This is a genomic window from Leucobacter chromiireducens subsp. solipictus, assembly GCF_016758195.1.
In the GTDB taxonomy this organism is placed as follows: Bacteria; Actinomycetota; Actinomycetes; order Actinomycetales; family Microbacteriaceae; genus Leucobacter; species Leucobacter solipictus.
Map to the genome: position 1 here is coordinate 373,827 of NZ_QYAC01000004.1, position 20,056 is coordinate 393,882.

Annotated in this window: 16 protein-coding genes; 7 read left to right on the top strand and 9 right to left on the bottom strand. The window is 69.1% G+C overall.

What is annotated here, in order from left to right; translation table 11 throughout:
- Positions 1-448: 448 nt before the first annotated feature.
- Positions 449-910: a GNAT family N-acetyltransferase gene (locus D3230_RS09660; protein WP_202344814.1), complete on the bottom strand. Its 462-nt coding sequence runs from the start codon at positions 908-910 to the stop codon at positions 449-451.
- A 106-nt stretch (positions 911-1,016) separates the two neighbouring features.
- The gene (locus tag D3230_RS09665; protein WP_202344815.1) at positions 1,017-2,240 is read right to left on the bottom strand and encodes a benzoate/H(+) symporter BenE family transporter; all 1,224 of its coding nucleotides are present in this window, start codon (positions 2,238-2,240) and stop codon (positions 1,017-1,019) included.
- Positions 2,241-2,321: 81 nt separating this feature from the next.
- On the opposite strand from D3230_RS09665, the gene D3230_RS09670 reads away from it, so the two are divergent.
- Entirely contained in the window at positions 2,322-3,701 is a 1,380-nt protein-coding gene (locus D3230_RS09670; protein WP_202344816.1) for an aminotransferase-like domain-containing protein, read from the top strand.
- Between the two features lie 187 nt (positions 3,702-3,888).
- Positions 3,889-4,104: a hypothetical protein gene (locus D3230_RS09675; RefSeq protein WP_202344817.1), complete on the top strand. Its 216-nt coding sequence runs from the start codon at positions 3,889-3,891 to the stop codon at positions 4,102-4,104.
- A gap of 923 nt (positions 4,105-5,027) precedes the next feature.
- Here the strand turns inward: D3230_RS09675 and D3230_RS16010 are convergent.
- The 5 genes from D3230_RS16010 to kynA all read right to left on the bottom strand — a co-directional run bounded on the left by D3230_RS16010 (position 5,028) and on the right by kynA (position 10,245).
- The gene (locus tag D3230_RS16010; RefSeq protein WP_237467254.1) at positions 5,028-6,038 is read right to left on the bottom strand and encodes a ComEA family DNA-binding protein; all 1,011 of its coding nucleotides are present in this window, start codon (positions 6,036-6,038) and stop codon (positions 5,028-5,030) included.
- 80 nt (positions 6,039-6,118) lie between these two features.
- Positions 6,119-6,967 (bottom strand): PaaX family transcriptional regulator C-terminal domain-containing protein, encoded by an 849-nt coding sequence (locus D3230_RS09685; RefSeq protein ID WP_202344818.1) that lies wholly within the window; start codon positions 6,965-6,967, stop codon positions 6,119-6,121.
- Positions 6,968-6,974: 7 nt separating this feature from the next.
- Positions 6,975-8,237: a kynureninase gene (gene kynU / locus D3230_RS09690; protein ID WP_202344819.1), complete on the bottom strand. Its 1,263-nt coding sequence runs from the start codon at positions 8,235-8,237 to the stop codon at positions 6,975-6,977.
- Positions 8,234-9,394: an amidohydrolase family protein gene (locus D3230_RS09695; protein ID WP_202344820.1), complete on the bottom strand. Its 1,161-nt coding sequence runs from the start codon at positions 9,392-9,394 to the stop codon at positions 8,234-8,236. Before D3230_RS09695 ends, kynU begins: the two co-directional genes overlap by 4 nt.
- The gene (gene kynA / locus D3230_RS09700; protein WP_202344821.1) at positions 9,391-10,245 is read right to left on the bottom strand and encodes a tryptophan 2,3-dioxygenase; all 855 of its coding nucleotides are present in this window, start codon (positions 10,243-10,245) and stop codon (positions 9,391-9,393) included. Before kynA ends, D3230_RS09695 begins: the two co-directional genes overlap by 4 nt.
- Positions 10,246-10,389: 144 nt before the next feature.
- Between kynA and D3230_RS09705 the strand changes: the two genes are divergently transcribed.
- The 5 genes from D3230_RS09705 (at position 10,390) to D3230_RS09725 (ending at position 15,614) form a co-directional block, all read left to right on the top strand.
- Entirely contained in the window at positions 10,390-11,235 is an 846-nt protein-coding gene (locus D3230_RS09705) for a helix-turn-helix domain-containing protein (RefSeq protein ID WP_202344822.1), read from the top strand.
- A gap of 128 nt (positions 11,236-11,363) precedes the next feature.
- Positions 11,364-12,479 carry a FecCD family ABC transporter permease gene (locus D3230_RS09710; protein WP_202344823.1) on the top strand — a complete coding sequence of 372 codons (1,116 nt, stop codon included), beginning with the start codon at positions 11,364-11,366 and terminating at the stop codon, positions 12,477-12,479.
- Complete coding sequence (locus tag D3230_RS09715; protein ID WP_202344824.1) at positions 12,476-13,522, top strand: iron chelate uptake ABC transporter family permease subunit; 1,047 nt, start codon at positions 12,476-12,478, stop codon at positions 13,520-13,522. The genes D3230_RS09710 and D3230_RS09715 overlap by 4 nt, the downstream gene beginning before the upstream one ends.
- A gap of 36 nt (positions 13,523-13,558) precedes the next feature.
- Positions 13,559-14,485, top strand: a complete 927-nt coding sequence (locus D3230_RS09720) for an ABC transporter ATP-binding protein (protein ID WP_202344825.1) — start codon at positions 13,559-13,561, stop codon at positions 14,483-14,485.
- 76 nt (positions 14,486-14,561) lie between these two features.
- Positions 14,562-15,614 (top strand): ABC transporter substrate-binding protein, encoded by a 1,053-nt coding sequence (locus D3230_RS09725; protein ID WP_202344826.1) that lies wholly within the window; start codon positions 14,562-14,564, stop codon positions 15,612-15,614.
- 103 nt (positions 15,615-15,717) lie between these two features.
- Here D3230_RS09725 and leuS read toward each other — a convergent pair whose 3' ends face one another.
- Both leuS and D3230_RS09735 read right to left on the bottom strand, forming a co-directional pair.
- Positions 15,718-18,246: a leucine--tRNA ligase gene (leuS, locus tag D3230_RS09730; protein ID WP_420029029.1), complete on the bottom strand. Its 2,529-nt coding sequence runs from the start codon at positions 18,244-18,246 to the stop codon at positions 15,718-15,720.
- Between the two features lie 140 nt (positions 18,247-18,386).
- Positions 18,387-20,054, bottom strand: a complete 1,668-nt coding sequence (locus tag D3230_RS09735; protein ID WP_337249143.1) for an anthranilate synthase component I family protein — start codon at positions 20,052-20,054, stop codon at positions 18,387-18,389.
- Positions 20,055-20,056 lie beyond the last annotated feature (2 nt).

The following is a 20,056-nucleotide window of genomic DNA, read 5'->3' on the forward strand; positions in this document are numbered from 1 at the left end:
ATGGCGTAGGGAGGTTATGCGCGGTGACGTTGCGAAGCCTGATCGAGTACTCCTACTCAGAATCGTTGAACTCTTTGGAGTAACCGAGGATTAGAAGCCACTTTCACCTCTCGCAGGAATGGAAGGTGGGTGAGATTTGTTCAGTTATGTTGGTACCCCCGTAAAGGAGCCGTTCACCAAAGCACCCAGACGAGCCGCTTGTCGTGGGTGACTGGCCAGTATCCGCGCTGACTACCGGCCGCAACCAGCACTAGACCGCTCAACATAATGAACGATGGTCTGGCGCGGCCGGTAGTGAAAACAGGGTAGCTGTCACAGCCAAAGAGAACCGCATGAAGTCATATGGCCCCGGCATCCGGTTCTTCGATCCGAGATGTCTAAATTGCGTTCTCCAGTATCATTCACCCTCGTCTTCAGCCAACACGTAAGTGTGGTCAGGTGAGCATCATCATTGTGTCGGCCTAGCGTCGTAGGTCACCCAAGTGGTTCGGGTGGCGAGGGTGTCGTATAGAGCTTGGGCCTGGTGGTTATCCTCCGCTGTCATCCACTGCACCCCCGCGCGCCCCTCTGCGGCTGCCATGTCGGTGAGGCGTCCGATGAGTGCCCGACCGACACCGCGGCCGCGAGCAGCGGGAACCGTGAAAAGGTCGTCGAGGAATATGTGACTCGTACCGGTGTAAGGCGAGGAGAATCGGCGGTGGTGGGCGAAGCCGAGGATCTCGGCGCCTTCCACGGCCACGATTGCCTTGCATTCATGGGTCGGATCCATGAACCAGCCCCACGCGCGGGAGACGACTTCTTCAGATGCTTCGAGCTTGTAGAACTCGCGGTAGCCACGGAACAGGGCGCGCCACTGATTTTCGTCTGCAGGCGTGAGGAAGCGAACGGTGGGTGCGATCTTGGTAGTCATTGAGGTGTCCTTAAATCTTAAGAATTGGAGAGCCGGTGTTGCTGCATCCCACGGAAGGTCCCCGTGGTGTGCGACGGCTCTTCGAAGTGGCAGGGTGGACGCTTGCCTATGAGGTCACGACGGGCTCCTCTCTCGCGGATCTGCTGGACATTTTCCGGCGTGGGGCGAGTGAAAGGTATACGGCGGTGCCCGCGAGCAGGCCCCAGAACGCCGCGCCCACGCTGAGGATGACGACGCCCGACATGGTGACTGCGAGAGTGGTGACCGCGGCGAGGCCAGTGCGAGGGTCACCACTCATTGCGCCGGTGAGCGCCGTGAGTGATGACCCCAGCAGCGCGACAGCGGCAACGACAGCGACTGTTTCGCTAGGGATCGCTTGGAACCCAGCAACCAGGATGCCGCCGAACGAGCCGACCAACAGATAGGTGAGGCCGCCTGAGACGCCAGCGATGTATCGTTTGGTGCGGTCGGGATGAGACTCCGGGCCGAGCGCGATTGCGGCAGTAATCGCCCCAAGGTTGATGCCGTGGGCACCCAATGGCGCCAACACTGCCGACACTGCCGACACTGTGCCCACGATCAGGCGGTCATGTGGTTGATAACCCTGTGCATGAAGCAGTGCGAGACCGGGTGCATTTTGTGACGCCATCGTGACAGTGAACAGCGGTAGCGCGATACTCACCAGCGCGGCAGGGGTAAAGACCGGCATCGTGAACACCGGCACACCCAGGGTGATCGAGGGCGTGATTTCGTGAAACGATCCGGTTGCCCAGGTCGTTGTGAGACCCGCGATAAGCGCGCCCAGAACTGCGAAGCGGTCAAAAAAACGTTTACCGAGGAAGAACGTGACCACGATGCTGGCCGCGATCAGTGGAGCGCTCGCGAACGCGCCAACTGCGGTCATCACAAAAGGAAGCAAAATGCCAGCAAGCAACGCCTGCAACACCGGGCCGGGCACCTTGGAAAGCAGTAGCCCAAACCAGCCCGTGAACCCCACAATTGCTGCAGCAACCGACGCCACGAGGAACGCGCCCACGGCCTCGGCGAATGAGAAACCCCCCAGGGAAGCGATGAGCAGCGCAGCTCCAGGCGTCGACCATGCGACAACGACCGGGATACGGGTGAAGAGGCTCAGCACGATGCTGCACAGGCCGTTGCCGATCGACAGCGCCCACACCCAGGAAGCAGTCTGTGCTTCGTCAAGGCCCGCTGCTCGGGTCGCCTCGAGCACGATTAGGAACGGTCCAGCAAAGTTGATGAGCGCCGAGAGGAACCCGGCGACCACAGCAGAAACGGACACGTCCTGCAGAACACCAGTTACCCGGCTCATGCCCGCGCCGCTTCAACGACTAGATCCAGACAGGACCGTAACGGGCTTGCAAAAAAGAGAGTAACGTTATCTACTAGCTTCATGTCCAATGATAACAGAGCGTCGGAGATTGCTGCTCGGCTGCATCACCAGGTCGCAGCAGCACCGGCTGGAGAGAAACTGCCCGGAGTTCGGGAGCTGTCCAAGGAGTTTCAGGCAAGCGCTGCCACCGTTTCCGCTGCGCTCTCGGAGCTCAGCGCCCTGGGCTTGGTGCGCGCCGAACCAGGCAGAGGCACCTTCGTTGCCAAGCGCGGGCGACTCGCCGAACCGGACTATGCTTGGCAGACGCAGACCCTCGGCCCCGCCCGTGTGGATTCAGATCGTGCGTCACGCCTCGGCGGTTACGGAACCCCCGAGCACATCCCCCTCTCATGGGGGTACCTCGCCCCTGAACTTCTACCGAACGAAGAGCTGCACCGGATTGGCTCACGCGCTGCCAAGGGCAACCGGGCCTGGATGATGACCCCGCCCGCAGGATCACCAGAACTTCGTCGTGTAATTGCCGCCGAGTATCGAGCTGATCCTGGTGACGTACTCATCGTCTCTGGTGGACAGCAGGGTCTCGTGTTCACGATGCGTACCCTCGCCGAACCGCGTTCTACCGTGATCACTGAGAGCCCCAGCTACCCCGGTGCAATCCTCGCTGCCCAAAGCGCTGGCCTCACCATCGCGTCCGTGCCTGCCGACAAAGACGGAATCATCGTTGAGCGTCTCGCCGACGAACTCGAACGAACCCACGCCCGCGTGATTTACCTGCAACCCAGTTACGCAAACCCGACCGGCGCTGTCCTCAGCCCAGAACGCCGCACCCAGGTACTCGAACTCGCAGCCAAACATGGTGCATTTATTATTGAGGACGACTGGGCCAGGAACCTCGGCATCGACGGTCGAACCCCACCACCACTTATCCTCGAAGACCCTAATGGCCACGTCGTCACCGTCACCACGCTCTCGAAGCCTGCCTCGCCAGGTCTCAGGCTCGGCGCGGTGATCGCACGCGGGCCCGCCGGTGACCGGCTCCAGGCCTCCCGCACCGCCGATGACCTCTGCGTTGCTCCGATGGTGCAAGAGATTGCCCTGAGCCTGTTGACCTCGAACATCTGGCCACGGCATCTGAAGCGCCTGCGTGCTGAACTCGCTGAGCGTCGCGATATCCTCGTCGCTATGATCCGCCAGGCCTTGCCGAATGTTCGTATTCAGGACGTACCGAGCGGGGGCATTCACCTTTGGGCACAGTTACCTCACGGAGCCGATACCAGGCAGATCAGCGCCGATGCCTACGCCGTCGGGGTACTCGTAGGTGACGGACGACACTTCTTCGTCAACGAGCCTCCCGCACCCTTTCTTCGTTTCTCCTACGGCGCAGCCACCCCCGCCCAGATCTCCCAAGGCATTAGACAACTTGCCCGCATAATCTCCTAGCGAGACTCTAGGCGCGTATCCACTCGGGGAGCACGGCTAATGCGCGACGGGCCGCCTTTCTAGAGAGTTAGAGCCCGAAGCTCGTACTCTAATGAGAACCAAACGTTCAGCAATGGCTGAAAGCTGGGCTTGTGCCATTGCTGAACGGCCTCGAAGTAGCGTGATGTCTACCGCGCATTCGTCACCTATGAAGACATTGACGCCCTTTACAGAAATCCCATCCGTTGACGAGTTCATTGATCAGGTGTTCCCGGACTCCCCCGTACATACGCTTCCGCTCGACCCTGAGACCTTCATCCTCGACCCTGTTGAGCGGTGGGCTGTGCAGCAGGCTTCCGCAGCTCCGCCGCTCCCCGCGACTGCAGAACGCACGATTGTCGGGCTCATGCGTCAGCACCTCTAACGCTGCCCTGCTAACCTCACTTTTGGCCGATGCAGGGTAATTCCCCGACTCATCTGTTTGGCGGTTAGTCTCCCCGGAGACGGCGACCAGGTGTGTGAGGGAGGCGTCCCGCATCTGCTGATCGGTGTCGGGCGACACGAGTGTGGTGTCCCCGACGGCCAGTCCCGGCACGAGCTCCGCTCCCGGCGTCGCGACTGCCGCGGCCCGGAGCCCTTCGCGCAGCCGCGCAGCACCGGCGGCGGCGCGGCTCCCGCCGCGCACCGCCTGCACTTCGTGCACCCGGATTCCCCACGCCGCGCTCCCGCCAGGATCCAGTGCGGCGACCTCGCCGATCAGCGTGACGCTGCTCCCCGGACCCCACCCCGATCCCCCACACCGCGAACTCGGGGGCGCTCGGGTGCGGTCACGGGGCTTCGGCCCCGAGGCCCCCGATCCTGCGGTGTCTTCGGGAGCGCCGCACCAGACCACAACCGGGGCCGGCCCGCTCGGCTGTTCTGTGCGTGCGCTCATCCAGGGCTGCCCGTTCCGATCGATACCGGGGTAGCTGGTCACGGTGACGGTGAGGGAGATCGGAGTCCCGTGGTCCGCGGCCACCCGGAGTCCCGGGGCGGAGCGTGCGCGGTCGACGCTCTCCATGCGCACTCCGAGTGCGATGACCAGGCCGGCGAGGAGCAGCACCGGCCCGAGCAGACTGTGATCCGTCAAACCTGCCCGTTCGGACGAGGCTCCTCCACCCGAGGTGCCCGGCCGCAGTGCCCCAGCCCGCCGGCGGCGCACCGCAGCGATGCCCAACGCCGAGGCCCCCACGAGCACCCCGCCGCAGGCCACCAGGACGCCACTCCCGGGTACGTTGACCGCGCCCGCGACGAGGGCCCAGCTCACGAGCGCCGGAGCGAGGAGCCGCCAGGTTCCCGGCGGCCGGGTCACGGGCTCACCCGGTCTCGGAACCCGTCGAGCGTCTTCACACCGATGCCAGGCACGTCCGTCAGGGCGTCGACCGAGGAAAACGGTCCGTGCTCGCCGCGCCATTCGATGATGCGCTCCGCGAGCGCAGGGCCGACACGCGGCAGCGTCTCCAGCTCTGCGGCGGTCGCGGTGCTGAGGCTGAGGGCTCCGGGGGCTGGCGTACCCACCCCCGCCGGAGCGGGGCCGGCACCCGCGGCGTCCGGACCGGGGCCAACCGCACCCGACTCGGTGCTGTCGGGGACGAGGATCTGTTCGCCGTCCACCGCGAGCCGCGCGAGATTGACGCCGCCCAGCGCCGCATCGTCGGCGGCCCCTCCGGCCCGTTCCACCGCGTCGACGACGCGCGATCCGGCGGGGAGCTCGACGATGCCCGGGGCGCGCACCGCACCGGCCACATGCACGATGACGGTGTCACCCTCGGCCGGCACCGCCGCCGCACTGTTCTCCTCGACGCCCCCGGAATCCGCGCTCGTCTGCTCGCCGCTGCCCGCACTGGGCAGCACGTTCGCGGCGGCCTCAGGCAGCTGAGCGCCACCCGCTCGCAGCATCGCCACCACGATCGCCACCAGCACGGCGATCACACACAGCACCACGCCCACGGCAATCGGTGCCCCCACCGCGCGACGGAGGCGTCCGGCCTGACCGGGGTGGGCGTCCCGTGCGAGCGCCGTACGGCCCGACCGCAGGCTCCCGGCCCGGCCGTCCCCGGCCCGCGCCCCGGGCTGATCGACGGTGCGCCACACGCCGGGGGCCGCGCGCTTGTCCGCGTCTGCCATATCCGCAGCGTCTGCCGTCGCGGCCGCGTGGCTTGCGCGCTCCCGCAGGAGGCGCGCGTGCTCCCCGGCATGTTCCAGCACCCGTTCCGCGCTCAGCGGCGCGGGGCCTGGGGCACCCGTTCCCGAGTCCGAGCCGGGCGTCGGCGCACCTCGAGGAGCGTGGACAGCGTGTGGTGTGGGAAGCGGAGACATGCCCACACGCTACGCGCGGGCACCAGGCGCACCGAACGATCCAGCAGGCCTGTGGACAGACTGCGGACCGGGGCCGCCGCTTACGTCCTGTGCACTATTCCGCGCACATACTCCCACGCGGGCCCCTCGTGCCGGGCCGACAGCCGCGCGAACGCCTCCGCGCTCTCCCGGCCCGGCCAGTCCGCGGGGAGCAGGGCCGCCGGCAATCCCGGATCGGTGTACGGGATCGGCCGCCACCGGTCCACCAGGTGCACGTAACACGCGAACGACGCCGCCGGATCCGCACCCTGCGGGTCTGGCGCAGCCCCGGGCTCCCCCACGTGTCTCAGGAACGCCCGGTGCGCTTCCGCGAGGGCGTCGAGATCCCACCATCGCGCCACGGCGTCCACGAGGGAACCGTCGACGTCGGGTTCCGCGACCCGGAACAGCGTCGCGTCGCCGCGGGCCCCCAGATCGTCAAGGATCTGCGCGGCCTCGCCGGCAAGATAGCCGGGACAGATCCACAGACCCGGGGCGACGATGCCGGCACCAATCCACTGCAGGCGACGCCGCAACCGGCCGCGCACATCGCGTCTCGCCTCCGCGATCGAATAGGACACGAGGCACCAGGGATCGTCCTCCGTCATGCTCGGGCGCGAGAAAATGCGCCGATCGCCGCGCTCCAGCATCGGGATCGCGGCCGGATTCACGAGGTACCCGGCCGCGTCGCGGCGCTCGGCGACCAGGAGCCCTTTCTGTCGCAGCCGGGCGATGCCGGTGCGCGCCTGCGGTGCGTCGACGCCGAGCGCCCCGAGCAACCGGACCAGATCGGCCGCCGAAATCCAGCCGCCCAGGCGTCGCAGGGTGAGCCCGACGACGGTGCGCAGGAGCGAGGCGACGCTGCCCGGGCGGGCATCGATGTCGTCGAGAATCGGGAGTGCGGCGGACACGGGTGCCTCAGCTCAGGGCGTCACGGATCGCGAGCACGCCGCGCACCGTCTCGACGTGGGTCGTGCTGAGCGGGGAGAGCCCGATCCGGATCCCGTCGGGGTGCCGGAAATCGGGAATCACCCCGAGCTGCCACAGCTCCTGGACCACGGCCTGGAAGCGCGGGTGTCCGACGGTGACGTGCCCGCCGCGCTGCTCGGGTGCCCGTGGCGTGAGCAGGCTCACCCCGAGCGGCGCGAGCAGGGCGTCGACCGCGTCGAGCGCGAGCCCGGTCAACGACAGCGACTTCGCGCGAATCGCCGGCATGCCCGCCTCCGCGATCAGATCGAGCATGCCCTGCATCGGGACCATGCCCAGCACGGGCGGGGTGCCGCTCAGGAAGCGGCGCATCCCGGCGGCCGGCGCATAGGCGTCGCGCATCCCGAACACGTCGCTGGCCCCCATCCAGCCCCACACGGGCTGCTCGGCGCGCTCCTGCAGCGCCGTCGCGACGTAGCCGAACGCCGGCGCGCCGGGTCCACCGTTCAGGTACTTGTAGGTGCAGCCGACGGCAAAGTCCACGCCGCAGGCGTCGAGTTCGATCGGGATCGCGCCGACCGAGTGACAGAGGTCCCAGAGCACGAGCACGCCTCGCGCGTGCGCCGCCGCGGTGATCGCACGCATGTCGGCAATCGCGCCGGATCGGTAGTCGATGTGGTTCAACACGAGCAGCGCGGTGCGCTCGGACACCGCGTCGGCGACCTCCGCGGCGCTCACCCCGGTGAGCGCGTTACCGGGGAGCTGGCGCAGTTCGAGGCCGTGGGCCGCGGCGATCCCCTCGGCGACGAAGCGATCGGTCGGGAAGTTGGCGGCCTCGATCAGGATCTCGGTGCGGCCGGGCTGCAGCGCGACGGCGGCGCTCATCAGCTTAAAGAGCATCACGGTGGTCGAATCGGCGACCACCGTCTGGCCGGGGGCCGCACCGAGCGTCAACGTCCCGATGCGGTCGCCGAGCGCGAGCGGCAGCTCCATCCACTGTTCGTCCCAGGACCGGATCAGCCGCGTGCCCCAGTCGTCCCGCACGAAGGCGGAGAGCCGGTCCGCGGTGTCGCGCAGCGGCCGGCCGAGCGAGTTCCCGTCGAGGTACGCGGAGACGCCGTCCGCGGGGGCGAAGCGGTCCACATATGCGGCGAGCGGGTCGGCGCGGTCGAGGTCCGCGGCGCGTGCACGCAACTCGGTAGAGGCCTGCTCGGCAGCAGTCAGCTCGGCAGAGGTCGGTTCGGTGGAGGTCATCGCTGCTCCTTCGCTGCGGGTCGGGTGGGGTCAGTGGGGTCGGTGGGTTCGGTGGGGCCGGTACCGCCGGTGGGGTCAGTGCCGTCAGTGGGTGTGTGGCCGTCGGCGGCCGAGGCGCGGGGGACGGATCCCAACGGGGAGCCTGCCGGGGGTCCTGCCGGGGATCCCGACGGGACCAGATCAGGAGCAGCGAGCGGCCGTGCCGCGGCCACGTCGAGCCGCGCGGTGTCCGGGCCCGGGACGAACACCAGGCGCGTGTCCGGCAGTTCGGGATCCGCGGGGGTGAGCGCGGTCAGCATGTCGCGCGGGGTGAGGCCCGCACCGGCAAGCGCCGCGAGCTCCCGGGGGTTGAGGCCCACCGGCAACGGGCCATTGCCGAGGTCCGTGCCGTACCGCACCTCCCCGCCGAGGGCGTGGAACCCGGCGAGGTTCTCGCGCGCGGTCTCGAACGCGGCCCCGCCGGCACCCCAGCCGTGGACGTCGAGCGTCGAGATCCAGGTCATCGTGTCCGCGTGTGCGCGCAGCTCCGCGGGCTCCAGGCGCTCCGTGAACGGCGTATGGGCGAGCATCTTGGCCCCCAGTCGCCGCACGCGCGTGGCCTCCCCCGCGCCCTCGGCGTGGGCGACCACGGGCAGTCCCGCGGATTCGGCGGCCGCGACCACCGCACGGAAGAGTTCGTCACTCAGCACCGGCCCCGCGTCCGCGTTGCTCGCGACCTTGATGACGCTGGCACCGTGCGCGGCCATTTCAGCGACGGCGGCCGACGCGTCCGCGGCGTCCGCGAGCTCCCGGAAGGATCCGGCGGGGGCCCAGTCCCGGTCGCTCGGATAGCCGCCGGGTGCCGTGAGAAAGGCGCCCGCAAACTCCACGCGGACACCTCGCGGCGGGGCGGCGCGATGCGCAACCACGCGCTCGGGGTGCGCGCCAAGGTCGAGTACGCGTCCGAGCACGCCCGCGGCGAGATCCCCCGCGTCGACGAGCTGCAGGTGCACGTGCCAGTCGGTGAACTGGCCCACGACGACCCCGTGGAAGGGCGCGTCGGCGGTGCCCCGCTGATCCGGCGCTGCCGCGGTCAGCCGCCACTGGCCGTCCGCTGCGGCGGAGACGGTGCCGCGCCGGATCTCGCCATCCCGGTCGCGGAACCACACGGTGCTCACGCGGGGATCCGGGTGCGGACGGCGAAGAGCTCGGGGAAGAACGTCAGTTCGAGGGCGCGCTGCAGGAACCCCACCCCGCTGGACCCGCCGGTGCCGGTCTTCATGCCGATCGTCCGGGAGACGGTGCGCATGTGCCGGAACCGCCAGAACTGGAAGTTGTCCTCCAGATCGACAAACTCCTCGCAGGCCTCGTAGAGGTCCCAGTGCTCGGTGTGGTCCGCGTAGATCGAGACGAAGACGTCGACGAGTTCCTCGTTCATCTCGTAGGCCTGGGTGACGTCGCGTTCGAGCACTGCAGCGGGCACCGGCAGGCCGCGCCGCGCCATGAGGCGGAGGAGCTCGTCGTACAGGCTCGGCTCGTGCAGCTCGGCTTCGAGAAGGGCGTGATCGGCAGGTGCCGATTCGAACACCTTGAGCATGCGCGCGTTCTTGTTGCCGAGTGCGAACTCGACGGCGCGGTACTGCACGGATTGGAAGCCGGACGAGTTGCCCAGGCTGCCGCGGAACTGCGCGTACTCGCTGGGGGTCAGCGTCGCGAGCACCGCCCACTGCTCGGTCAACACCTCCTGGATCTTTTTCACCCGCGCGACGGCTTTCAGGGCACCGGTGAGGCGATCTGCGCGGAGCTCCTCGCGCGCGTGGCGGAGTTCGTGGAGCACCAGCTTGAGCCAGAGCTCGGAGGTCTGGTGCTGGATGATGAAGAGCATCTCATCGTGATGCTGCGGCTGGCTGATCGGCTGCTGCGCGGCGAGGAGCGTGTCGAGCTGCAGGTAACTGCCGTAACTGAGCTTCTCTCGGAAGTCGGTCACGACGTCTTTCTCGATCTCGCGGGTGTTGCGCTCGACGCTCATGGGTGCTCCTCTTCGAGTAGGCGGAATCCCAATATAACACCGAGCGAACGATCGGCCACAAGATGATGCAAGCGGGAAACATCCGATCTATATCATCTGATTAATGTAAGGTGAGACTCACTTGTCAACTGTCCCGAGGTGTCGATGTCTCTGCTTGCCCTGCGCCCCGCGCTCATCCCGGACATTCCGCGCACGGCGGATCGACCCGCGACCGACACATCGCTTCCCCCCACGTACGACGCCCCCGAATACTCCGTTCGGGCCCCGTACCTCCTCACCACGAGCGTGCACGAACCGCGCCGAGCCGTGTCGTGGCCCGCGCATGCGCACCCGGAACACGAGCTTCTGTGGACCGATCGCGGCGTGGTGACCATGTTGGCGGCGGGACGCCAGTGGACCGTGACACCCGGGATCGGGCTCTGGATCCCCGCGGGTGTCGAACACGAGGGGGCCACGCGCGACAACACCGAGGCACGGGCCACGTATTTCGCGCCCGCCAACTGGAATCGCCCCTGGCACGAGCCCGTCGCGGTTCGAGTGATCCCCGCGGCGCGCGAGCTGCTGCTCCACATCAAACGAGCGCGCATGACCACGGAGCAGCGGTTGCGCGCCCAGCAGGTCTGCGTGGACATGCTGGAGCTCACCCACTCGGCACAGCTCGACGTCCCGGTCCCGAAGGACACCCGGATTGCGCTGCTCGTCGAGATGGTGTTGCACGATCCCGCGGACGATCGCTCGCTGGAGCAGTGGGCATCACTGCTCAACATGACTGCCCGCACGCTGACCCGCATCTTCACCGCCGAGATCGCTCTCAGCTTCGCGCAGTGGCGGCGCCTCGTACGCATGCGCGCCGCCATCGGCGAACTCGCGGATGGATCCAGCGTGAAATCGGTGGCGTATCGCGTGGGGTACAGCACCACCAGCGCGTTCGTCACCGCGTTTCGCAAGACCGTGGGCTGCACGCCCGGGGAGCTCGCGGGGCAGCTGTAGTGGCGCACCGCTCGGCCTGTCCCGATCGCGACATCGCCTGTCCCCCACCCGCCACTCGCGCACCGTAGCGTCGATCCGGGGCCGTGCGCCCCGCACGCACACACATGCCCAGGAGGGTGCCACACCACATGACAACCACCGCTCGGCCCCCGTCACCGCCCTCCGGCATCACCGGCCGCACGCCCGGCGCGCGCACCCCGCCCGCCGCCAGCGACCGCACGCCCGAGCCTCGGCCGGGCCTCGCGCGCGGAACCGGGGCGCGGCTCGCGTGGCTCGGCGTCGCCGTGGTCGCCCTTGTGGGGGTCGCCGTGGTGAGCGTCGTCGTCGGGGCTCGGGATCTGCCGCTCAGCACGGTGTGGGAGGCGGTGTTTGCGCCCCGAGATACCGAGACCCACTACGTCGTGTGGGATCTCCGGATCCCGCGCACGCTCGTCGCCGTCGTGGTGGGCGCGGCGCTCGGAGTTGCCGGGGCGCTCGTGCAGGCGCTCACGCGCAACCCGCTCGCCGACCCGGGCATCCTGGGCGTGAATTCGGGGGCCGCGTTCGCGGTCACGGTCGGCGTGGGCGTGTTGGGCGTCTCCTCCGTGTCGGGCACCCTGTGGTTCGCCTTCGGGGGTGCGCTGATCGTCACCATCGCCGTGTATGCCATCGGGGCCGCCGGCCGCGGCGGTGCGGACCCGCTACGCCTCGTCCTCGCGGGCGTGGCGCTCGGGGCCGTGCTGAGCGGGGCAATGAGCACGCTCACGCTCCTCGACCCGAGCGCATTCGACAAGATGCGGAACTGGGGTGCCGGATCCGTCGTGGGGCGCGAGCTCGCACAACTCTGGCCGGTCATCCCGTTCATCGCCGCCGGCCTCGTCCTCGCCGCCTGCATGGCGCACGCGCTCAACGCGATCGCGCTGGGCGAGGACCTTGCCGCGGCGCTCGGGGCGAACGTGCTTCGCACCCGCATCATCGTGATCATCGCGGTCACCCTCCTTGCGGGCGGCGCGACCGCGATCGCCGGCCCCATCGGGTTCATCGGACTCATGGTGCCGCACGTCGCCCGCTGGATCGTCGGACCCGACCAGCGCTGGATCCTCGCGTTTACCCTGGTCCTCGCCCCGATCCTGCTCCTGCTCTCGGACATCGCCGGCCGGATCCTGATGCGTCCGGCGGAAATCCCGGTGGGGATCGTCACCGCGTTCATCGGGGCGCCCGTGCTGATCGTGCTGATCCGTCGCCGCCGGGTGAGCCAGCTGTGAGTCGAGTCGATGCTGGGCGCCACGTACGCCGCGTGCGGCTGGGTGGCGCGTGGCTTCGCGTCGATGTTCGCACCGCGGCGATCGGGCTCGTGCTGCTCTTCAGCTGCATCGCTCTCGGCCTGCTCTCCCTCGTCAGCGGGGACTATCCGCTGAGCCTGGGCGAGGTGTGGCAGGCGCTGTTCTCGGGCGTTGACGACTTCACCCGGACCGTCGTCGTCGAATGGCGGCTGCCCCGGATTCTCGCCGCGATTGTGTTCGGCGCCGCCCTGGGCGCGAGCGGTGCGGTCTTCCAGTCACTCACCCGCAACCCCCTCGCGAGCCCGGACATTCTCGGCTTCTCCGCGGGCGCCTACACCGGCGCACTGATCGTCATCATTGTCCTCGGCAGAAGTTACCTCCAGGTCGCCGCGGGCGCGCTCATCGGCGGGATCGCCACCGCCGCACTCGTGTATGTGCTCGCCTTCCGGCGTGGCGCGCAGGGCTTCCGCCTCATCATCGTGGGGATCGCGATTTCCGCGATGCTGAGCTCCGTGAACACGTGGCTCACGCTGACCGCCGATCTCGATACCGCGATGGTGGCGGCCGTGTGGGGTGCGGGATCCCTGAACGGCGTGACCTGGCAGCAGACCGGGCTCGGCAGCGTGCTCGTTGCGATCCTGCTGCTCGCCGTGCTTGTGCTCGGCCGACCGCTCCGCCAGCTCGAGCTTGGCGATGATGCGGCGCAGGCGCTGGGCGTGCGGGTTGAGGCCAGCCGACTCCTGCTCATGCTGCTCTCTGTGGGCCTCATCGCCGTGGTCACCGCGGCGGCGGGCCCGATCGCGTTTGTCGCCCTCGCGGCCCCGCAGATCGCACGCCGCCTGACCCGCAGTCCGGGCGTCTCCGTGGCCTCGGCTGCCCTCATGGGTGCGGCAATGCTGGTGTCGTCCGACGCCATCGCTCAGCACGCCCTGCCCGCCATGCTGCCCGTCGGGACCGTCACCGTCGTGGTCGGCGGCGGGTACCTGATCTGGCTCCTGATCCGCGAGGCTCGGCGCCAGCCGTAGCCCCATGTCCACCGCCCACCCCACCCCGGAGGCCTCATGACCCCGCTCGCTTCTCCCGCCACATCGGACTTCTCCGATGCCGCGCTCCGCGTCACGCACGCCACGATCGGCTACGAGCGCGCCCGCATCTCCGAGGATCTCTCCGTCGAGATCCCCGATGGCTCGTTCACCGTCATCGTCGGGCCCAACGCCTGCGGAAAATCGACGCTGCTCCGCGCACTCGCGCGGCTCCTGAAGCCGAGCGCCGGGGACGTGCTGCTCGACGGGAAATCGATCGCGTCGTACCGCCCCAAGGAGGTCGCCCGCCGCCTCGGGCTGCTCCCGCAGACCTCGATCGCGCCCGACGGGATCACCGTCGCGGATCTCGTCGCGCGTGGACGCTACCCCCACCAGGGCATCATTCGTCAGTGGACCGACGCCGACGAGGCGGCCGTACTCGCGGCCCTCGCGGCGACCGGCACCACGGAGCTCTCCCCCCGCCTCGTTGACGAGCTCTCCGGCGGTCAACGGCAGCGTGTGTGGGTGGCGATGGTACTCGCCCAGCAGACCCCGCTGCTGCTGCTCGACGAGCCCACCACCTTTCTCGATATCGCGCATCAGTACGAACTGCTCGAGCTCTTCACGGATCTCCATCTCGCGGGAAACACGCTGGTCGCCGTGCTCCACGACCTCAACCAGGCCGCCCGCTACGCCACCCACCTCATCGCGATGAAGGACGGAGCCATCGTCGCGACGGGCACGCCGGAAGAGGTGGTCACCGAGGCGCTCGTCGAGGAGGTCTTCGGGCTCCCGTGCCGGGTCCTCCCGGATCCGGTGACGGGCACCCCGACCGTCGTGCCGCTGGGCCGAGACCGGGGCGGTCGATCCGCCGCGGCGTCCGCCGTGCCCGCCACGCATCCCACGTCGGCCGCGCGTCCCGATCGCGATGCGGATCGTCCCCCTCGCGCAGTTCCCGCTGCCTAGCGTGGAGGTGCGGGGCGCACGCCCCGTGCCACCCGCGGCACCGGCTTCGGTCCGCGCTCTGATCCCAAGGACACACATGCCCGTCACGCACGCCCCGTTCCCCCCGACCCCGGCCGCCGCAGCGCGCCCGCGCCGGCACCGCCGGCTGGCCGGGTGGACCTCCGCGATTCTCACCGTTGGTCTTCTGGCCGGCTGCGCGCCCACGACCGACACGGCCGCCTCCGACGCGCCGTCAGGCACCGCCGGGGAGACCATCGACTTCTCGTATGAGGGATACGACGCGAAGATCCCCGCGAACCCGGAGCGCGTCGTGGTGCTCGACAGCCGCAGCGGCCTGGAGATGGCGCTCCTCGCCGAGTACCCCATCGTCGCCACCGCGTACGGCACCGACAGCCCGCTCTCCCCGCTGATCGGCGACGACGTCGCACACCTGAAGAACAGCGCGTTCGACCTGAATCGCGAGGAGATCGCCTCGTTCAGGCCTGACCTCATCGTCGTGGGTGTCGGCTGGTGGAACTACTACGACGGCGAGGACTTCAAGCTCGACGAGATCGCCCCCGTGCTGGCGGTGAACGACGGCATCGACGTCGCCGGCGCCTCGATCGAGGAACCCTTCGCCGCGATGACGGATCAGCTCAGCCTGCTCGGCCGGGAAGACCAGGCCGACGCCGCGATCGCCGACTACGAAGCGGCGGTCGCGGCGGCCAAGGATCGGATTGGGCACTACACCGAGGGCAAGACTGCCAGCGTGATCCACTCCCCGGTCGACAACTTCACCGTGATCTCGGGCGACTCCGTCTACCAGGTGGTCCTCCCCGCACTCGGGATGGAGATCCTCGACAACGCGGAGATCGCGAGCGCGCCGCCGAACCCGAACGGCGCCGGCCACATGCTCAGCTACGAGAGCGCCGTGAGTGCCCTCGGCGACGCGGATCTCCTGTTCGTGTTCAAGGCGGACGCCGGGGCCGAGCTCGAACCCCTGCTGAAGCGCGTGCCCGCCGTGGAGCGCGGCGATTGGATCGACGGCAACCTCGCCGAGCGCTTCGGCTTCGCCCTCACCTACACGAGCTTCGTCACCGGCGTCGCGGACGCGGTCGAGCAGTTCCCCGACTTCACGCCCGCCGCGTAGCCCGGCACCCGTCTCGCGCGCAGACGACAGCGCCCCCGGAACCTCGCTGGTTCCGGGGGCGCTGTCGTCTGCGACCCGTGACGTCGACGGGTGCGAGCGCGGCTTAGGCGGGCTTGGTCGCGATGCTCACGATCTTCGGAACGCGGACGATCATGTTCACGATCACCCGATCCCCGATGGCGCGCTGCACGGCGGCGGACGCCCGGGCTGCCGCCTCGGCCTCGGCCTCCGTGACCGCGGCGGGCAGAGTGAGCCGGTCGCGCACCTTGCCGTCGACCTGCACGACCATGGTGATCTCGTCCTCGACCAGCAGCGCCGGATCGGCCTTCGGCCAGGTCGCAAGCGCCACGGTCGGCTCGTGCCCGAGCTTTGCCCACATGTCCTCGGCCGCGTACGGCGCGAACATCGAGAGGATCATCGCGATCGCTTCCGCGGACTCACGGACCGCGGGATCGGCCGCCCCCGCGCCCGAGTCGATCGCCTTGCGGGTCACGTTGACCTGCTCCATCAGGCGTGCCACGACCACGTTGAACTTGTACGCCTCGACGAGGCCCGGGGCATCCGCGAGCAGGTGGTGCGTGGCACGGCGCAGCGCCGTGTCGCCGCTCGCCGCGTCGCCGCCGACCGGGGATCCGGCTCGCTCCACGTCATCGGCAACGCGCCACGCGCGCGCCAGGAACTTCGCGGAGCCCTGCACGGACACGTCGGCCCAGTCGATGTCGTCCTCGGGCGGGCCGGCGAACGCGAGCGTGACCCGCAATGCGTCCGCACCGTGCGCCTGCAGTTCGCTCGCGAACTCGACGAGGTTGCCCTTCGACTTCGACATCTTTGCGCCGTCCTGCAGCACCATGCCCTGGTTCAGGAGCGCCGTGAACGGCTCCTCGAAGCTCAGGTAGCCCAGATCGTGCAGCACCTTCGTGATGAAGCGCGAGTAGAGCAGGTGCAGGATCGCGTGTTCCACGCCACCGGCGTACTGATCGATCGGCCCCCACTGACGGGCGAGCTCCGGATCGAAGGCCTGCGTGGAATCGTTCGCGGACAGGAAGCGCAGGTAGTACCAGGAGCTGTCAACAAACGTGTCCATGGTGTCGGGATCGCGCGTCCAGGTCTCCCCCGTCGCGGGGTCCGTGACGGTACCCCACTCCGTCGCCGCGCCGAGCGGCGAGCTGCCCTTCGGCTTCAGGTCGAGCCCCTCGGAGGCCGGCAGCTCCACGGGCAGATCCGCCACCTCGACGGGGCGCATCTCGCCGTCGGCCCCGTGCAGGATCGGGATCGGGGTGCCCCAGTAGCGCTGGCGCGAAATCAGCCAGTCACGCAGCCGGTACGTCGTGGCGGCGCGGCCGGTGCCGCGGGCCTCGAGCACCTCGATAGCCTTCGCGATCGCCTCGGTCTTGCCGAGCCCGTCGAGCTCGGCGGAGTTGACGAGCACGCCGTCGCCCGCCGTGGCCACACCACTCTCCGCCGGATCCGGCAGCGCTGCGCCGTCCTCGTCGCGCACGTCGACCACCACGCGCACCGGCAGGCCGAACTTGCGGGCGAAGTCCAGGTCGCGCTGATCGTGCGCGGGGACGGCCATGATCGCACCGTGGCCGTAGTCGGCCAGCACGTAGTCGGAGGCCCACACGGGGATCCGCTCCCCGTTCACCGGGTTGATCGCGAATCGGCCGAGCGAGACGCCGGTCTTCTCACGCTCGGTGCTCTGCCGCTCGATCTCGGTCTGCTTCTGCGTCTGCTCGAGGTACGCCTGGAACTGCATCCGCACGTCCGCGTCGGCATCCACCACGAGCTCCGCCGCAAGATCCGAATCCGGGGCAACGACCATGAACGTGGCGCCGTGCAGGGTGTCCGGGCGAGTGGTGAACACGGGCACCTTCTCCGCGCGCCCCTCGATCTCGAACTCGACCTCAGCGCCGCGCGAGCGTCCGATCCAGTTGCGCTGCATGTTGAGCACCTTGGTCGGCCACTGGCCCTCGAGCTGATCCAGGTCGTCGAGCAGCCGGTCCGCGTAGTCCGTGATGCGGAAGTACCACTGCGTGAGCTTCTTCTTGACGACCATTGCGCCCGAGCGCTCCGAGGTGCCGTCCGCGAGCACCTGCTCGTTCGCGAGCACGGTCTGATCCACCGGGTCCCAGTTCACCCAGCTGGCCTTGCGGTACGCGAGACCCTTCTTGTACATCTCGAGGAACAGCCACTGGTTCCAGCGGTAGTACTCGGGATCGCTCGTGTGCAGCACCCGGCTCCAGTCGAAGGAGGGGGCGTACTGGCGGAAGCTCGTCTTCTGCTGCTCGATGTTCGCGTACGTCCACTCGCGCGGGTCGATCCCGCGCTTGATCGCCGCGTTCTCGGCGGGCAGGCCGAAGGAGTCCCAGCCGATCGGGTGCAGCACGTCGTACCCCTGGCCACGCCAGTAGCGGGCCATCACGTCGCCGAAGCAGAACGCCTCTGCGTGGCCCATGTGCAGGTCGCCGGACGGGTACGGGAACATGTCGAGCACGTACTTCTTCGGGCGATCCGAGGCCTCCGCCCCCACCTCGAACGGCTTCAGCTCGTCCCAGACGGGAAGCCAGCGATCCTGAATCGCCTGAAAGTCATAGCCCTCGGCTTCTTGGCCCTGCTGCTCGGTCACACACACCTCGATCTTGGTTCGGCTCGCCGCGCTCGGGCACGGCACATACCCTCCAGGATACCGGGTTCGCGATGCCCGCCGGGCCGCCGATGCCACGCTCCTCAGCCGAGACCGCCGCGCGGACCCCGGCTCCGAGCTCATCGGCGTCAGGTACCGGCTGGTGAGCGAGGAGCCCCTCCGGTGGCCTCCGCCAGCCGCGCGAGGATGGGCGCGGCCTTGAGGTGCTTTTCCGCGACCTCGAACGTCTCACGAGAATCAGCCGTGATGCCGCCGCCCGCCCCGACGAACGCGTGCCAGTCGCAGGCACCGCCCGATCCGGCACTGCCCGATCCGGCACCGCCCGGTCCGGCACTTCCCGATCCTGCATCGCCCGATCCTGCATCGCCCGATCCGGCACCACCCGATCCGGCACCTCGCAGCTCCACACTGCGCAGCTCCACACTGCGGATGGTCATCGCGAGCTCCGCGTCGCCGGCCCGGTCCACCCAGCCGAAGCACCCCGCGTACAGACCGCGCGGCCCGGCCTCGAGGGCGGCGAGCAGCTGCACGGCGCGACGCTTCGGAGCACCCGTCATCGATCCGCCGGGGAAGCACGCGGCGAGCACCTCGGGGAGCGCCTGGCCCGGCGCGAGCTGCCCGGTGACCGTGCTCACCAGCTGGTGCACGTGCGGGTGAGTTTCGACCCGCAGGAAGCCGTCCACCGCGACGGTCCCCGGGACGCACACGCGGGACAGGTCGTTGCGCATCAGGTCCACGATCATGAGGTTTTCGGCGCGCTCCTTGGGGTCCGCCGCGAGTTCGGCCGAGAGCGCCAGGTCCTTCGCCGGGTCTGCCCCGCGCGGCCGGGTCCCCTTGATCGGGTGGGTCGCAACACGGTCGCCCCGGATCGACAGGAACCGTTCGGGGCTCGCGCTCACGAGCGCGCGGCCGGGCGTCGCGATGACCCCGCCGCGCAGCGCGGTGCCGCCGGCGCGCAACCGCAGAAACAGGTCAAGCGGTGAAACCTGCGTCGTCGTTTCCGCCGTGTCCGTGAGGCAGAGCACGTAGGCCTCGCCGTCCCGGATCGCGCGTTTGCAGGCCGCCACCTCGGCGGCGTACTCGGTGTCGTCGCGTCGCCAGTGCACCGCGGCGGAGTGCTCGGCAGGTCCGGGCGGAGCTGTGTCTGTGTCTGTGTCTGTGTCTGTGTCTGTGTCGGCGTCTGCGTCGGTGCCGGCATCTGCGTTCGCGTCGGATCCAGAACCTGCGGGTCCGCTCACGGGAGCGCCGAGCAACCGGCCGTACCGCGTGAGCCACGCGTCGAGTGCCGCCTCGCTGTCCGCGCGGAGCTCTCCGAGGACACCGTCGGCACCCCCCTCGACACCGCCCTCGCCCGCCGCCGCGGGGCCCGCCGCGGGGCCCGCCGCGGGCGCGTCGATCGCGAGCACGGCGTCGAGTCGGAGCGCCAGCCCGGGTGCCGCGCTGTCCGGTGCCGGAGTCTCGCCGAGCAGGGCGACCCCGAGCTCATACCCGAGGGCCACCACCCAGCCCGAGGTGAACCCCGCGCGGCGAGGCTCGCCGGATCCCGCGGGCGGAGTCGTGTCGGGCGGAGTCGTGTCGCCGAGCCCGCGCACGAACTCCTGCTCGCGGCCGCGCGCGGCGAGGCGGGTCTCCGCCGCGACCCCGAGCAGGCTCGCGCGCGGTTCACCGGGGGCCGCGGAGTCCCCATCCAGCCAGCACCACGACGCACCCTCGGCCGCCGCGCGACGCGCGAACCCCGCAGCACCGCCCGCGACGCGCACCGCCCGGCGTGCGCCCGCCGCTGCCCCACTCTTCACCT

Bases quoted from the DNA above. Each gene is read 5' to 3' on its own strand.
- D3230_RS09720 (WP_202344825.1), top strand. From the start codon at position 13,559: ATGACCCCGCTCGCTTCTCCCGCCACATCGGACTTCTCCGATGCCGCG.
- D3230_RS16010 (WP_237467254.1), bottom strand. From the start codon at position 6,038: ATGTCTCCGCTTCCCACACCACACGCTGTCCACGCTCCTCGAGGTGCG.
- D3230_RS09705 (WP_202344822.1), top strand. From the start codon at position 10,390: ATGTCTCTGCTTGCCCTGCGCCCCGCGCTCATCCCGGACATTCCGCGC.
- kynU (WP_202344819.1), bottom strand. From the start codon at position 8,237: ATGACCTCCACCGAACCGACCTCTGCCGAGCTGACTGCTGCCGAGCAG.
- D3230_RS09660 (WP_202344814.1), bottom strand. From the start codon at position 910: ATGACTACCAAGATCGCACCCACCGTTCGCTTCCTCACGCCTGCAGAC.
- kynA (WP_202344821.1), bottom strand. From the start codon at position 10,245: ATGAGCGTCGAGCGCAACACCCGCGAGATCGAGAAAGACGTCGTGACC.
- D3230_RS09670 (WP_202344816.1), top strand. From the start codon at position 2,322: ATGTCCAATGATAACAGAGCGTCGGAGATTGCTGCTCGGCTGCATCAC.
- D3230_RS09665 (WP_202344815.1), bottom strand. From the start codon at position 2,240: ATGAGCCGGGTAACTGGTGTTCTGCAGGACGTGTCCGTTTCTGCTGTG.
- D3230_RS09710 (WP_202344823.1), top strand. From the start codon at position 11,364: ATGACAACCACCGCTCGGCCCCCGTCACCGCCCTCCGGCATCACCGGC.
- D3230_RS09725 (WP_202344826.1), top strand. From the start codon at position 14,562: ATGCCCGTCACGCACGCCCCGTTCCCCCCGACCCCGGCCGCCGCAGCG.
- D3230_RS09675 (WP_202344817.1), top strand. From the start codon at position 3,889: ATGAAGACATTGACGCCCTTTACAGAAATCCCATCCGTTGACGAGTTC.